The sequence below is a fragment of the Streptomyces sp. RK62 genome, assembly GCF_018070255.1.
GTDB lineage: Bacteria > Actinomycetota > Actinomycetes > Streptomycetales > Streptomycetaceae > Streptomyces > Streptomyces nigra.
The window spans coordinates 39804-54881 of sequence record NZ_JAGPYD010000029.1 but is presented as its reverse complement, the minus strand read 5'-3'; the positions used below and the strand labels follow the sequence as shown (position 1 = coordinate 54881).

Here is a 15078-nt window from a genome sequence, read left to right as displayed (position 1 = left end):
GACCCGGCGTTCGCCCCCGAACTCACCGGCAGCGCAGACCCCTTCACGGTCCACACCCGCTGGATCGAGACCGAGTTCGTCAACGACATCAAGCCCTTCACCTCCCCCACCGACACCGACACCGACGTCGACGAGGTGGGGCGCGACACCGTGGTGGTCGAGGTCGGCGGGCGGCGCCTGGAGGTGTCGCTGCCCGCGTCCCTCGGGATGGCCCTCGCCCGCACCGGCCTCGCCGCCGGGGCCCGGCCCAAGCGCCGGGCGGCGCGAAGCTCGGGTCCCGCGGTCTCCGGCGACACCCTCGCCTCGCCCATGCAGGGCACCGTCGTCAAGGTCGCCGTGGAGGAGGGGCAGCGGGTCGAGGAGGGCGACCTGGTCGTCGTCCTGGAGGCCATGAAGATGGAGCAGCCCCTCACCGCGCACCGGTCCGGCACCGTCAAGGACCTGGCCGCCGAGGTCGGCGCCTCCCTCACCTCCGGCGCCCCGATCTGCGAGATCAAGGACTGAGGACGTCCGAGGAGGTGCGAACCGTGACATACGACGACGGGCGCGAGACGCCCGCTCCCCAGCCGCCGGCCTGGCTCCTGGCCGGCGAGGACGACGAGAACGAGCGCGAACAGCCGCACATCTGCCGGGGCATCGACTGACGGAAACGCGCCCGCGTATTCCGCGTGAGCGCCGCGTCTTTCGCCCGCCTGCCCTTCGTTTCCCCACGCACCCTTTCCGAGGAGAGAGTTCATGCACAGCACTTTGATCGTGGCCCGGATGGAACCGGGTTCCGCGGCCGATGTCGCCTCGTTGTTCGGCGCGTTCGACGACACCGAGATGCCGCATCTGATGGGCACCCGGCGCCGGCAGCTCTTCCAGTACCGGGGCCTGTATTTCCACCTCCAGGACTTCGACGCGGACAACGGCGGCGAGCTCATCGAGAAGGCCAAGTCCGACGAGCGTTTCGTGCGCATCAGCGAGGACCTGAAGCCCTTCATCGAGGCGTACGACCCTGCCACCTGGCGGTCCCCGGCGGACGCCATGGCCCAGCGCTTCTACTCCTGGGAGGCGTCCCGATGAGCGGTCGTCGTGTCGTCATCACCGGGATCGAGGTGCTCGCCCCCGGCGGCGTCGGCAAGGACGGCTTCTGGGACATGCTGAGCGAGGGCCGTACCGCCACCCGCGGCATCACCTTCTTCGACCCGAGCCCGTTCCGCTCCCAGGTGGCGGCGGAGATGGACTTCGACCCGGACCGGCACGGGCTCACCCCGCAGGAGGTCCGCCGGATGGACCGGGCCGCCCAGTTCGCGGTGGTCGCGGCGCGCGGCGCGGTCGCGGACAGCGGCATCGACCTCGCGGCCCACGAGCCGCACCGGGTGGGCGTCACCATCGGCAGCGCGGTCGGCGCCACCACGGGCCTCGACGAGGAGTACCGGACCGTCAGCGACGGCGGCCGGCTGCACCTGGTGGACCACACCTACGCCGTACCGCACCTGTACAACTACCTCGTCCCGAGCTCCTTCTCGGCCGAGGTCGCCTGGACGGTCGGCGCGGAAGGCCCCAACACCGTGGTCTCCACGGGCTGCACCTCCGGCATCGACTCGGTCGGCTACGCGGTCGAGCTGATCCGGGAGGGCTCGGCGGACGTGATGATCGCCGGGTCGTCGGACGCGCCGATCTCCCCGATCACCATGGCCTGCTTCGACGCCATCAAGGCGACGACCCCGCGCCGGGAGGACCCCGAGCAGGCGTCCCGGCCGTTCGACGGCACCCGCAACGGCTTCGTGCTCGGCGAGGGCTGCGCCGTCTTCGTACTGGAGGAGCTGGAGAGCGCCCGGCGCCGCGGGGCGCACGTCTACGCCGAGATCGCGGGCTACGCCACCCGCAGTAACGCGTACCACATGACCGGTCTGCGGCCGGACGGCGCCGAGATGGCGGAGGCCATCACGGTGGCGCTCGACGAGGCCCGGATGAACGTGGACCAGATCGACTACATCAACGCGCACGGCTCCGGCACCAAGCAGAACGACCGGCACGAGACGGCCGCGTTCAAGAAGAGCCTCGGCGAGCACGCCTACCGGACCCCGGTCAGCTCCATCAAGTCGATGGTGGGCCACTCGCTCGGCGCGATCGGCTCCATCGAGATCGCCGCGTCGGCGCTGGCCATGGAGCACCACGTGGTCCCGCCGACTGCGAACCTGCACACCCCGGACCCCGAGTGCGACCTCGACTACGTGCCGGTCACCGCCCGCGAGCAGCTGACCGACGCGGTGCTGACGGTCGGCAGCGGGTTCGGCGGCTTCCAGAGCGCGATGGTGCTCGCCCGTCCCGAGAGGAGCATGGCATGAGCGCGGTGGTGGTGACGGGCCTGGGCGTCACGGCACCCAACGGCCTGGGCGTCCAGGACTACTGGGAGGCGACCCTCGCCGGGAAGAGCGGCATCGGGCGGATTACCCGCTTCGACCCGTCCCAGTACCCGGCGCGGCTGGCCGGGGAGATACCCGGCTTCGCGGCCGAGGAGCATCTGCCGAGCCGGCTGCTGCCGCAGACCGACCGGATGACCCGCCTCGCGCTGGTCGCCGCCGACTGGGCGCTGGAGGACGCCGGGATACGGCCGCAGGATCTGCCCGACTCCAGCATGGGCGTGGTCACCGCCAGTTCGTCGGGCGGCTTCGAGTTCGGTCAGGGCGAGCTGCAGGCGCTGTGGAGCCGGGGCAGCCAGTACGTCAGCGCGTACCAGTCGTTCGCCTGGTTCTACGCCGTCAACAGCGGCCAGATCTCCATCCGGCACGGCATGAAGGGCCCCAGCAGTGTGGTCGTCAGCGACCAGGCCGGCGGTCTGGACGCGGTCGCGCAGGCCCGCCGGCAGATCCGCAAGGGCACGGCCGTCGTCGTCTCCGGAGCCGTGGACGCCTCCATCTGCCCGTGGGGCTGGGTCGCCCAGCTCGCCGCGCAGCGGCTCACCACCCGGGACGAGCCGAGCCAGGCGTATCTGCCCTTCGACGCCGCCGCCGACGGCTACGTCCCCGGCGAGGGCGGCGCGCTGCTCGTCCTGGAGTCCGAGGAGTCGGCGCGCTCCCGCGACGCCCGGGTCTACGGCGAGGTCGCCGGGTACGCGGCCACCTTCGACCCGGCGCCGGGCAGCGGACGCCCGCCGGGGCTGCGCCGGGCGATCGAACTCGCCCTGGCCGACGCCCGGATGGACGCCGAGGACATCGACGTCGTGTTCTGCGACGCCGCCGCCGACCCCGAGCTGGACCGGATCGAGTCGGAGGCGATCACCGCGGTCTTCGGCCCGTACGGCGTCCCCGTCACCGCGCCGAAGACGATGACCGGCCGCCTCTACTCGGGTGCGGCCCCCCTGGATCTGGCCACCGCGCTGCTGTCCCTGCGGGACGGGGTGATCCCGCCGACGGTGCACGTCACCCCGGCGCCGGAGCACACCCTCGATCTGGTGGCCGACCGCCCGCGCGAGACCGGACCGCGCTCGGCGCTGGTCCTGGCCCGCGGCCACGGCGGCTTCAACTCGGCGGCGATCGTCCGGGCGTCCGCCTGACCGACCCGCCACGACCCACGCGAACGAACGAGAGGAACCCCACGTGTCCACACAGCAGTTCACCCTCGACGACCTCAAGCGCATCCTTATCGAGGGCGCCGGCGCGGAGGAGACCGTCGACCTCGACGGCGACATCCTCGACGCGGACTTCGAGCACCTCGGCTACGAGTCACTGGCCCTGCTCGAGACCGGCGGCCGGATCGAGCGCGAGTACGGCATCACCCTCGACGACGACGTCCTGTCCGAGTCCAACACGCCGCGCGCCCTGATCGACGCCGTCAACGGACAGCTGAAGGGCGGGTCGTCGCAGGCCGCCGCCTGACGCCCCGCGCCCCCGACCCCACCTGAACCGCCGCCGTCGGCGACCCCTTCGGCCGACGGCGGCGCCCCCTCGCAGCCATCACCTCCAAAGGAGTTGGAACAGACATGCCGCAGCAGCAGACGCAGCGGGTCGCAGTGATCACCGGGGCCACCAGTGGCATCGGACTGGCGGCGGCCCGGCAGCTGGGCTCCACCGGGCACCGGGTGTTCATCGGCGCCCGCAACGCCGACAACGTGGCCGCGACGGTCAAGCAGCTCCAGGAGGAGGGCTTCGAGGCCGACGGCGCCGCCGTGGACGTCCGCTCCCGGGACGCCGTACGGGCCTTCGTGCAGGCCGCCGTCGACCGGTTCGGCGGCGTCGACGTCCTCGTCAACAACGCCGGCCGCAGCGGCGGCGGTGTCACCGCCGACCTCACGGACGAGCTGTGGGAGGACGTCGTCGACACCAACCTCAACAGCGTCTTCCGGATGACCCGCGAGGTCCTCACCACCGGCGGCATGCGCGACCGGGGCTGGGGCCGGATCATCAACATCGCCTCCACGGCCGGCAAGCAGGGCGTCGTCCTCGGCGCCCCCTACTCGGCCTCCAAGCACGGTGTCGTCGGCTTCACCAAGGCGCTCGGCAACGAGCTGGCGCCCACCGGGGTCACCGTCAACGCCGTCTGCCCCGGCTATGTCGAGACCCCCATGGCCCAGCGGGTCCGCCAGGGCTACGCCGACGCCTACGGCACCACCGAGGACGCGATCCTCGAGAAGTTCCAGGCCAAGATCCCGCTCGGCCGCTACTCCACCCCGCAGGAGGTCGCCGGGATGGTCGGCTACCTCGCCTCCGACCCCGCCGCCTCCGTCACCTCCCAGGCGATCAACGTCTGCGGTGGCCTCGGCAACTTCTGACCCCCGACCACCGAGAAGAAGAGGACGAGGACGTGACCACGACGAACGCGACGACCCGCGAGGTGGCGCACGAGATCACCGTCTCGGCCCCCGCCGACGCCGTCTACCGGCTGATCGCGGAGGTGGAGAACTGGCCGCGGATCTTCCCGCCCACCATCCACGTCGACCATCTGGAGAGGGGCGCCCGCGAGGAGCGCATCCGGATCTGGGCCACCGCCAACGGAGCCCCCAAGAGCTGGACCTCGCGCCGCACCCTGGACCCGGACAACCGCCGGATCACCTTCCGCCAGGAGGTCTCCACGCCCCCCGTCGCCGCGATGGGCGGCGCCTGGGTCATCGAGGAGCGGCCCGGCGGCGAGTCGCTGGTGCGGCTGCTGCACGACTACCGGGCCGTCGACGACGACCCGGCCGGCCTGGCCTGGATCGACGAGGCCGTCGACCGCAACTCCCGCTCCGAGCTGGCCGCCCTGAAGGAGAACGTCGAACGGGCTCACGCCACCCGCGAGCTGACGTTCTCCTTCGAGGACACCGTGCTCATCGAGGGCGCGGCCAAGGACGTCTACGACTTCATCGACCAGGCCGACCGCTGGGTCGACCGGCTGCCGCACGTGGCCCGCGTCCGCTTCGAGGAGCCCACGCCCGGCCTGCAGGTGCTGGAGATGGACACCCGGGCCAAGGACGGCTCGACGCACACCACCAAGTCGTACCGGGTGACGTTCCCGCACCGCGCGATCGCCTACAAGCAGGTGACCCTGCCGGCGCTCATGACCCTGCACACCGGCCTGTGGACGTTCGAGGAGTACCCGCGCGGGGTCGCCGCGACCTCCCAGCACACGGTCGTGCTCAACCCCGACAACATCCAGCGGATCCTCGGGCCCGACGCGACCGTGGAGGACGCCCGCGAGTACGTGCAGGGCGCCCTGAGCACCAACAGCCGGGCCACGCTGGGCCACGCCCGGGACCACGCGGAGAAGAGCCGCTGACCATGGCCACCGACACCTCCCCGGGCAGCCGGGTCGTCGTGGTGGGGGCGGGCCCGGTCGGCCTGTTCCTCGCCGGGGAGCTCCGCCTGGGCGGCGCCGACGTCGTCGTCCTGGAACGGCTGCGCACCCCCACCACGGAGTCCCGCGCCTCCACGCTGCACGCCCGCACGGCCGAGCTGTTCGACTGCCGGGGCCTGCTGGACGCGCTCGGCGACCCGCCGCGGGAGCCGCGCGGCCACTTCGGCGGCGTCCCCATGGACCTGACCGTGCCCGGGCCGTACGCGGGGCAGTGGAAGGTGCCGCAGACCCGGACCGAGGAGCTGCTCCAGGACTGGGCCCGCGCCCTCGGCGCGGACGTCCGGCGCGGCTGGGAGGTCACCGGACTCGACCAGTCCGACGCGCACGTGGAGCTGACGGTGGCGGCCCCGGACGGCGAACGGCGGCTGCGGGCGGCGTACGTCGTCGCCTGCGACGGCGAGGACAGCACCGTGCGCGCCCTGACCGGGGCGGCCTTCCCGGGCTCCCCGGCGGGCCGCGAGCTGCTGCGGGCCGACATCGCCGGCATCGACATCCCGAACCGGCGCTTCGAACGCCGGGAGCACGGGCTGGCGATCGCCGCCAAGATGCCCGGCGGCACCACCCGGGTGATGGTGCACGCCTTCGGCCGGCCCGCCCGGCCGCGCACCGGACCGCCCGCGTTCACGGAGGTCGTCGACGTCTGGCGGCACGTGACCGGCGAGGACCTGGGCGCCGGGCGCCCGGTGTGGCTCAACGCGTTCGGCGACGCCAACCAGCAGCTGGTGCGGTACCGGCACGGCCGGGTGCTGTTCGCCGGGGACGCCGCCCACCGGCAGATGCCCAGCGGCGGCCAGGCGCTCAACCTCGGGCTGCAGGACGCGGCCAACCTGGGCTGGAAGCTCGCCGCCGTGGCCCGCGGCCGGGCCCCCGAGGCGCTGCTCGACACCTACCACGACGAGCGGCACGCCGTCGGGCGCCGCGTGCTCGCCAACATCCGCGCCCAGGCGCAGCTGCTGCTCGGCGGGCCCGAGGTGGAACCGGCCCGCGCCCTGCTCGCCGAACTCATCGAGGCGGGCCCCACCCGGGACCACCTCGCGGCGATGATCACCGGGCTCGACATCCGCTACCCGGTGGGCGGCGGCACCCATCCGCTGCTCGGCGCCCGGCTGCCGCTCGGCACGCTCCCCACCCCGGACGGCCCGGTCGGGGTCGCCGAGGCGCTGCGGGACGGGCGCGGCTTGCTGCTGGTCGCCGACTCGGCCCGGGCGGAGCTGCGCTGGCTCGGCAAGATCTGGGCCGACCGCGTCACCCCGGTGGCGGTACGGGCCGGCGCGGACGCGCCGCTGCACGGCGCCGAGGGGCTGCTGGTGCGCCCGGACGGCCATGTCGCCTGGGCCGGCGCGGACCCATGGGCGGCCACGGCGGCGATCCGGCACTGGTTCGGACGGCCGGACCCCGGGCTGTGATCCCACGCGAGGCCGAACACCGCAAGTCATGGCAAGTCGTACATGTTCCTATCGATTCGGGCGTGCAGAGAGGGAAGCACTGTGGACACGGATGTGATCGTCGTCGGTGCGGGGCCGACCGGCCTCATGCTGGCCGGAGAACTGCGGCTGGGCGGAGCCCGGGTCGTGGTCGTGGAGAGGCTGGCCGAGCCGACCGGGCAGTCCCGCGGACTCGGCTTCACCGCCCGCGCCATGGAGGTGTTCGACCAGCGGGGCCTGCTCCCGCGCTTCGGAACGCTGGAGAAGAGCCCGATGGGCCACTTCGGCGGCATCCAGTTCGACTACACCGTCCTGGAGGACGCCCACTTCGGCGCGCGGGGCGTCCCGCAGTCGCAGACCGAGGCCGTTCTGGAGGAGTGGGCCGGTGAGCTGGGCGCCGACATCCGCCGGGGCTGGGAGCTGACCAAGCTGTCCGAGGACGGCCACGGTGTCGAGATCGTCGCCGCGACCCCCGACGGCGAACAGCGGCTGCGCGCCGCCTATCTGGTCGGCTGCGACGGCGGCCAGAGCGTCGTACGCCGGGCCGCCGGCTTCGACTTCCCCGGGCTGCCCGCCACCCGCCGGATGTATCTGGCCGACGTCACCGGCTGCGCCATCCGCCCCCGCTTCCTGGGCGAGCGGCTGGAGCACGGCATGGTGATGGCCGCCCCGCTCGCACCCGGCGTCGACCGCATCATCGTCTGCGAGCACGGCACCCCCGCCGGGGACCGCCCGCAGGCCGTGGAGTTCGAGGAGGTCGCCGCCGCCTGGGAACGCATCACCGGCGAGTCCCTCGCGGGCGGCGGCGCCGACTGGGTCAGCTCCTTCACGGACGCCACCCGGCAGGTCTCCGCCTACCGCAAGGGCCGCGTCCTGCTCGCGGGGGACGCCGCGCACGTCCACCTCCCGGCCGGCGGCCAGGGGCTTAGCACCGGCGTGCAGGACGCCGTCAACCTGGGCTGGAAGCTCGCCGCGGTGGCCCGCGGCCGGGCCCCCGAGGCGCTGCTCGACACCTACCACGACGAACGGCACCCCGTCGGCGCCCGTCTGCTGATGAACACCCGCGCCCAGGGCATGATCTTCCTCGGCGGCCCCGAGGCCGACCCCGCCCGCGCCGTCTTCGGCGAGCTGATGGAACTGGAGGACGTCCGCCGCCGCCTCGCCGGGATCGTCAGCCACCTCGACATCACCTACGACCTCGGCCCCGGCACCCACCCCCTGCTCGGCCGCCGCCTCCCGCCGCGCCCGCTGGAGCTGCCCGACGGCACCCGCACCGGCACCGCCGACCTGCTCCACCCGGCCCGCGGCGTCCTGCTCGACCTGGGCGGCGACCCCGCCCCGCGCGAGTCCGCGGCCCGCTGGTCCGACAGCGTCACCGTGGTCACAGCCCGCCCCGAGGACCCCGACGCCTTCGCCGGGGCCACCGCCCTCCTCGTCCGCCCCGACGGCCATGTGGCCTGGGCGGCCGGCGGCGACGGCGCCCGGGACGACGTGGCCGCCGGCATCGACCGTCTCGTCCAGTCCCTGCACCACTGGTTCGGCAGCCCGGAGGTGGCGTAACGCCATGACCACCGCGTCCCTGTCCGTCGGCCCCCGCGTACGGCGGATCACCCTGAACGCCGCCGGGCACACCCTGTCCGCCCTGCTGAGCGCCCCGGACACGCCACCGCGTGCCACCGTCGTCGCGCTGCACGGGGCCGGGATGAGCGCGGGGTACTTCGACGGCGGGGCCCAGCCCGACGCCTCCCTGTGCGCGCTGGGAGCGCATCTGGGCTTCCAGGTCCTCGCCGTCGACCGGCCCGGCTACGGCGACTCCGCCGCCGGGCTCCCCGAGGGCCTGGACCTCGCCGGGCAGGCCCGCGTCCTGCGGGCCGCGCTCGACGACTTCCGCGCCGGATACGACACCGGCGTCGGCACCTTCCTGCTCGCGCACTCCTTCGGCGGCAAACTCGCCCTCACCCTGGCCGCCGAGACCCCGCCGCCCGGACTGCTCGGCCTGGACGTCTCCGGCTGCGGGCACCGCTACGCCCCCCGCTCCGAGGAGTTGCTCACCAGCACCGACCGGGCCCGCTGGAAGCACAACTGGGGCCGGCTCGCCCTGTACCCGCCGGCCACCTTCCGGCACAGCGCCGACTTCGTCCGCCCGGTGCCCGAACGGGAACTGCGGGCCGCGTCCGCCTGGCCCGACGTCTTCGACGCGCTCGCCCCGCGCGTCCGCGTCCCCGTACGGCTGACGTTCGCCGAGCACGAACTGTGGTGGCGGCACGACGCCGACGCCCTCGACGACCTGCGGGCCCGGCTCAGCTCCGCCCCGCGCGTGGTCGTCGACCGGCAGCCCGACGCCGGGCACAACATCAGCCTGGGCCGCACCGCCCGCGCCTACCATCTGCGCGCGCTCGCCTTCTTCGAGGAGTGCCTGCCCGAGCGGGACGGTCCATGACCGGGTCCCACGCCGGGAAACGGGGGCCGCGGGGGCTGCTGGCCGCGGGGACGCGGTCGCTGGGCGTACGCAACTTCCGGCTCTTCGCCGGCGGGCAGATCGCCTCCGTCACCGGCACCTGGATGATGGTCGTCGCCCAGGACTGGCTCGTCCTCGACCTCACCGGCGACTCCGGCACCGCCCTCGCGACCGTCACCGCGCTGCAGTTCACCCCGATGCTGCTGCTCACCCTGTATGGCGGCCGGATCGCCGACCGGTACGACAAGCGGGCCCTGCTGACCGGGGCCAACATCGCCTCCGGGCTGCTCGCGCTGCTGCTGGGCCTGCTCGTCACCGGCGACGCCGCCCGGCTGTGGCACGTGTACGCGTTCGCGCTGGCCCTCGGCGTCGCCAACGCCGTCGAGGTGCCGGCCAGGCTGTCCTTCATCGCCGAGCTCGTCGGACCGGAGCTGGTGCCCAACGCCTCCGCGCTCAGCGGCGCCTACTTCAACATCGCGCGCGTCGTCGGCCCCTCGCTCGCCGGGCTGCTGATCGAGGCCGCCGGCACCGGCACCGTGATGCTCCTCAACGCGGCGAGCTACGCGGCCACCGTCGCCGGGCTGCGCGCCATGCGGCCCGGCGAACTGCACCGGCCGCCACGCCCCGCCGCCCACGACACCCGGGTCGTGGAGGGACTGGCCCATCTGCGGTCCCGGCCCGACCTGGTGGCCACCCTGTCCCTGCTCGCCGCCGTCTCGCTGTTCGGCCTCAATCTGCAACTGACCCTGCCGCTCATGGCCCGGACCGTCTTCCACACCGACGCCGCCGCGTTCGGCCTGCTCACCGCCGCGCTCGCGGCCGGCTCCCTGCTGGCCGCCTTCACCAGCACCCTGCGCCGGGGCCGCCCCCCGGCCCGCCTGGTCATCGGCTGGGCCTGCGCGTTCGGCGCGCTCGCCGCGGCCACCGGCTGGGCGCCGAACCTGACGGTCGCCCTGCTCCTGCTCGTCCCGACCGGCTTCGCGTCCCTGTACTTCGCGCAGGCCGCCAACCACCGCGTCCAGCTCGGCAGCGACGCCGCCCACCGGGGCCGTGTCATGGCCCTTTACACCCTGATCCTGCAAGGCAGCGCCCCGCTCGGCGCCCTGTTCGTCGGCGCCGTCACCCACTACCTGGGCACCCGCTCCGCGCTGTGGGCCGGGGGACTGATCTCCCTGGCGGCCGCGCTCGTGGCGGCCGTCGCCGACCGCCGCGCCCCGCGCACCGACGCCACCGGGACCGAGCGGACGCCCCACCCCACCACCGGAACCGGGAGCCGCCCGTGAACCACCCCCTCGACCCGCACCCCGCCCGCGGCACCCGGCACCTGGGCCCGTCGGACCTGCACCTGTGGCTGCTGCCCGCCCCGGCCTCACCGCGCGACGCGCCCGTCCGCGAACTCGACGAGGACGAGCGCCGGCGCGCCGCCGCCTACCGCCGGCACGCCGACCGGCAGATGTACGTCGCCGCCCATGTGGGCCTGCGCCGGGTGCTGTCCGTCTACACCGGCGTCGCGCCCCGGCGCCTCGTCATCGGCCGGGAGTGGTGCGAGGAGTGCGGGGAACGGCACGGCCGGCCCGTCCTCGTCGACCTGCCGGGCGCCCCCGAGTTCTCCCTCTCGCACAGCCACGGCCTCGCCCTGGTCGCCATCGCCCGCAGCCGGGTCGGCGTCGACGTACAGGCGCTGCCGACGCCCGCGACCGTCGACGCCTGTCTGCCCCTGCTGCACCCGGCCGAACGGCAGGAGATCACCCGCGTCCCGGCCGAGCGCCGGCCGACCGCCTTCGCCCGGCTGTGGTCCCGCAAGGAGGCGTATCTGAAGGGCCTCGGCACCGGGCTCGCCCGCGCCGCCGACCTCGACTACCTGGGCGAGGGCGCCGAGTCCTGGCGCCCGGCCGGCTGGACCGTACGCAACATCCCGCTGTGCGACGGGCACGTCGGCGCCGCCGCGCTGGCCGGCGCCGGCGACCGGAAGGCCGCCCTGCACCCGGTGCCCGCCGACTGGCTGCACGCCCGCGACGCCGTGGACCGGATCCTCGCCGTCGAACCGGGCCTGCGCACGGTGCTGCGCGCCCACGACCCGTCGTCCGTCCGCCCGCACGACCTCATCGACACCCGGAACAGGAAGGAAAGGGCCCAGGCATCATGACCGTCGTCGAACCCGAGACGCTGCTGCCCGACACCGACGCCCCCGAGGCGGACCGGTTCACCGAACTGGCGGCCATCAAGGAGCTCGCCCGCACCGGCCCCGACCCGAGGGCCACCGAACGCCAGCACGCCAAGGGCAAGCTGACCGCCCGCGAACGCATCGAACTGCTCCTGGACCCCGGGTCGTTCACCGAGGTGGAGACCCTGCGCCGGCATCGCGCCCAGGGCTTCGGACTGGAGGCCAAACGGCCGTACACGGACGGCGTGATCACCGGCTGGGGCACCGTCGAGGGCCGTACGGTCTTCGTCTACGCCCATGACTTCCGGATCTTCGGCGGCGCCCTCGGCGAGGCCCACGCGCAGAAGATCCACAAGCTGATGGACCTCGCCCTGATCGCGGCCGGCGCCCCGCTCGTGTCCCTCAACGACGGCGCGGGCGCCCGGATCCAGGAGGGCGTCTCCGCCCTCGCCGGGTACGGCGGCATCTTCCGGCGCAACACCAAGGCGTCCGGCGTCATCCCGCAGATCAGCGTGATGCTCGGCCCGTGCGCGGGTGGCGCCGCGTACAGCCCGGCGCTCACCGACTTCGTGTTCGCGGTGCGGGACATCTCGCAGATGTTCATCACCGGGCCCGACGTCGTGAAGGCGGTGACGGGGGAGGAGATCACCCAGAACGGCCTCGGCGGCGCCGACGTCCACGGCGGCACCTCCGGCGTCGCCCACTTCGTCTACGACGACGAGCGCACCTGCCTGGAGGAGGTCCGCTATCTGCTGACCCTCCTGCCCTCCAACAACCGCGAACTGCCGCCGGCCCAGCCCTCCGGCGACCCGGCGGACCGCCCCGGCGACGCCCTGCTCGACCTGGTCCCCGCCGACGGCAACCGCTCCTACGACATCCGCAAGGTCATCGAGGAGATCGTCGACGACGGCGACCACCTGGAGGTGCACGCCGCGTTCGCCACCAACCTCGTGTGCACCCTCGCCCGGATCGACGGCCACGTCGTCGGTGTCGTCGCCAACCAGCCCGCGTCCATGGCCGGCGTCCTCGACATCAAAGCCAGCGAGAAGGGTGCCCGGTTCGTCCAGTTCTGCGACGCCTTCAACATCCCGCTGGTCACCCTCGTCGACGTGCCCGGCTTCCTGCCCGGCGTCGACCAGGAGCACGAGGGCATCATCCGGCGCGGCGCGAAACTCCTGTACGCCTACTGCAACGCCACCGTGCCCCGCGTCTCCGTCGTCCTGCGCAAGGCGTACGGCGGCGCCTACATCGTCATGGACTCCCGGTCCATCGGCGCCGACATCGCCCTGGCCTGGCCGACCAACGAGATCGCCGTGATGGGTGCCGAGGGTGCCGCCAACGTCGTCTTCCGCCGTGAGATCGCCGCCGCCGACGACCCCGAGGCGATGCGCCGCCAGAAGATCGAGGAGTACCGCGGCGAACTCGTGCACCCCTACTACGCGGCCGAGCGCGGCCTCGTCGACGACGTCATCGACCCCCGCGAGACCCGCCTCGCCCTCAGCCGCGCGCTGGCGATGCTCGCCACCAAGTCCGAGTCCCTGCCCACCCGCAAGCACGGCAACCCGCCCCAGTGAGGAGGAGCACCCCATGACCACCATGACCCCGACCGACCTGCTCGCCGCCACCTCGGTCCGCGTCCTGCGCGGCGCCCCGAGCCCCGAGGAACTGGCCGCCTTCACCGCGGTCCTGACCCTGCGCCTCGCCCCGGCCCCGGCCCCGGACCCGGCGCCGGCCCGCCCCGCCACGGCCGCCTGGTCCCGCCCCGACCGCACCCGCCCCTACACCAGCCCCCGCGCCTGGCACACCTGATCCGCGGGGCCGCTCCGGGTGCCGGCGGGGTCCGAAAACCCGCTTCGTCCTACGCGTCCCGCCCGCCCCGCCGCCCCAGGACCGGTGCCAGAGCCGCCACCACCAGGGCGACCCCCGCCGCCACGACCGGCACCGCGTACCCGGCGGACGGGGACAGGTGGTCCGTCGTGAAGCCGCCGGCCGCGCTGCCGCAGGCGATGCCGCTGAGCAGGGCCGTCACCGCCAGGGTCATGCCCTCGTTGAGACGGCCCGGCGGGGTGCGCCGCTGCACCAGGGCCATGTTGGTGATCATCGTCGGCGCGGTGGCCATCCCGGCGAGCAGCAGGGCGCCGGCCAGGAACACGAGCGAGCCGGTGCCGGCGGCCACCGCGGGCAGGACCAGCAGCGCGGTCATCGCCGCCACGCACCACGGGTAGCGGCGCTCGGGGGACCCGGTGAGCCGCAGCCGCCCGTACAGCAGGCCCGCCGCGCAGGACCCGGCGGCCTGGAGCCCCAGCACCGCGCCCGCGGCCGCCCGATGCCCCTGCTCGTCGGCGAACGCGAGCGTCACGACCTCCGTCGCCCCGAACACCGCGCCCAGCGCGAGGCAGACGGCGAGCAGCGCGGGCATGCCGGGCGCGCGCAGCGGCGCGGGGCCGGACGTCGAGGCCGGGCCGTGCGCGGGCGGCTCGGTGGACCGCTGGGCGGCGAAGGCCAGCACCCCCGTCACGAGCAGCGTCACGGCGACCAGCGTGCCCGCCTCCGGGAAGACGGCCCCGCACAGGAAGGCCGCGAGCACAGGGCCGAGCATGAAGCACAGTTCGTCGACGGCCTGCTCGAAGGAGTTCGCGGTGTGCAGCGCCCCCGCGTCGTCCTTCAGCAGATGCGCCCACCGCGCCCGGGACATACCGCCGGTGTTGGGCGTGGTCGCGGTGGCGGCGTACGACGCGAACAGCGTCCAGGCGGGGGCGCCGTACCGCACGCACAGCACCAAGGAGATGCTGCCCAGCGCCGCGAGGAGCGTGGCCGGGACGGCGACCCGGGCCTGCCCGTACCGGTCGACGAGCCGCGCGATCCAGGGCGCGACGACCGCGGTGGCCGCGAGCCCGGTCGCGGTGACGGCCCCGGCGAGGGCGTACGACCCGCGTGTGCCGGCGATCATCACGACCGCGCTCACGCTGAGCATGCCCATGGGCAGCCGGGCCGCCAGATTGGCGGCGGTGAAGGCGAGCGCGCCGGGCCGGGCGAACAGCCGCCGGTAGGGCCCGGGCGGCCGGCTCCGCCCCGGAGGCAAAGGGGCCTGCCGGGCATTCGGTATGTTCCGGACTTCCCCGGCATCAGAGGCACTTGGTGTGGTCGACTGCGGCATGCGCCCAGCCTCACCCGGCGCCGATCACCGGGTCCAACACCTGCTCCGCGCGGATTCA

Annotated in this window: 15 protein-coding genes; 14 read left to right on the top strand and 1 reads right to left on the bottom strand. The window is 74.1% G+C overall.

The genetic code is table 11. From position 1 onward, the window contains the following. From KBY32_RS36030 to KBY32_RS34720, 14 genes are all read left to right on the top strand, one after another. On the top strand, positions 1 to 504 hold a 504-nt coding region (locus KBY32_RS36030; protein WP_210982877.1), incomplete at its 5' end, for a biotin/lipoyl-containing protein. A 231-nt stretch (positions 505 to 735) separates the two neighbouring features. After that, positions 736 to 1065: a TcmI family type II polyketide cyclase gene (locus KBY32_RS34780; RefSeq protein WP_055624625.1), complete on the top strand. Its 330-nt coding sequence runs from the start codon at positions 736 to 738 to the stop codon at positions 1063 to 1065. Beyond that, on the top strand, positions 1062 to 2333 hold the full coding sequence (locus tag KBY32_RS34775; RefSeq protein ID WP_055624624.1) for a beta-ketoacyl synthase: 1272 nt from the start codon (positions 1062 to 1064) through the stop codon (positions 2331 to 2333). The genes KBY32_RS34780 and KBY32_RS34775 overlap by 4 nt, the downstream gene beginning before the upstream one ends. Then, positions 2330 to 3541: a ketosynthase chain-length factor gene (locus KBY32_RS34770; protein WP_210982876.1), complete on the top strand. Its 1212-nt coding sequence runs from the start codon at positions 2330 to 2332 to the stop codon at positions 3539 to 3541. Before KBY32_RS34775 ends, KBY32_RS34770 begins: the two co-directional genes overlap by 4 nt. Positions 3542 to 3584: 43 nt before the next feature. After that, the gene (locus KBY32_RS34765; protein ID WP_210982875.1) at positions 3585 to 3863 is read left to right on the top strand and encodes an acyl carrier protein; all 279 of its coding nucleotides are present in this window, start codon (positions 3585 to 3587) and stop codon (positions 3861 to 3863) included. A 104-nt stretch (positions 3864 to 3967) separates the two neighbouring features. After that, complete coding sequence (gene fabG, locus KBY32_RS34760) at positions 3968 to 4756, top strand: 3-oxoacyl-ACP reductase FabG (RefSeq protein WP_210982874.1); 789 nt, start codon at positions 3968 to 3970, stop codon at positions 4754 to 4756. A gap of 32 nt (positions 4757 to 4788) precedes the next feature. Continuing rightward, a complete protein-coding gene (locus tag KBY32_RS34755) occupies positions 4789 to 5739 on the top strand; it encodes an aromatase/cyclase (protein WP_210982873.1) in 951 nt (316 codons plus the stop codon). Between the two features lie 2 nt (positions 5740 to 5741). Beyond that, a complete protein-coding gene (locus tag KBY32_RS34750) occupies positions 5742 to 7223 on the top strand; it encodes an FAD-dependent monooxygenase (protein ID WP_210982872.1) in 1482 nt (493 codons plus the stop codon). 42 nt (positions 7224 to 7265) lie between these two features. Then, positions 7266 to 8801 (top strand): FAD-dependent monooxygenase, encoded by a 1536-nt coding sequence (locus KBY32_RS34745; protein WP_210982871.1) that lies wholly within the window; start codon positions 7266 to 7268, stop codon positions 8799 to 8801. Between the two features lie 4 nt (positions 8802 to 8805). After that, entirely contained in the window at positions 8806 to 9681 is an 876-nt protein-coding gene (locus KBY32_RS34740; RefSeq protein ID WP_055624617.1) for an alpha/beta hydrolase, read from the top strand. After that, on the top strand, positions 9678 to 10982 hold the full coding sequence (locus tag KBY32_RS34735) for an MFS transporter (protein ID WP_210982870.1): 1305 nt from the start codon (positions 9678 to 9680) through the stop codon (positions 10980 to 10982). The genes KBY32_RS34740 and KBY32_RS34735 overlap by 4 nt, the downstream gene beginning before the upstream one ends. Next, the gene (locus KBY32_RS34730; RefSeq protein WP_210982869.1) at positions 10979 to 11845 is read left to right on the top strand and encodes a 4'-phosphopantetheinyl transferase superfamily protein; all 867 of its coding nucleotides are present in this window, start codon (positions 10979 to 10981) and stop codon (positions 11843 to 11845) included. The genes KBY32_RS34735 and KBY32_RS34730 overlap by 4 nt, the downstream gene beginning before the upstream one ends. Beyond that, complete coding sequence (locus KBY32_RS34725) at positions 11842 to 13437, top strand: acyl-CoA carboxylase subunit beta (RefSeq protein ID WP_210982868.1); 1596 nt, start codon at positions 11842 to 11844, stop codon at positions 13435 to 13437. The genes KBY32_RS34730 and KBY32_RS34725 overlap by 4 nt, the downstream gene beginning before the upstream one ends. 13 nt (positions 13438 to 13450) lie before the next feature. Continuing rightward, positions 13451 to 13672, top strand: a complete 222-nt coding sequence (locus KBY32_RS34720; RefSeq protein WP_247690414.1) for an acyl-CoA carboxylase subunit epsilon — start codon at positions 13451 to 13453, stop codon at positions 13670 to 13672. A gap of 49 nt (positions 13673 to 13721) precedes the next feature. On the opposite strand, the gene KBY32_RS34715 is transcribed toward KBY32_RS34720, so the two are convergent. Continuing rightward, on the bottom strand, positions 13722 to 15020 hold the full coding sequence (locus tag KBY32_RS34715; RefSeq protein WP_247690413.1) for an MFS transporter: 1299 nt from the start codon (positions 15018 to 15020) through the stop codon (positions 13722 to 13724). Between the last annotated feature and the right edge of the window lie 58 nt (positions 15021 to 15078).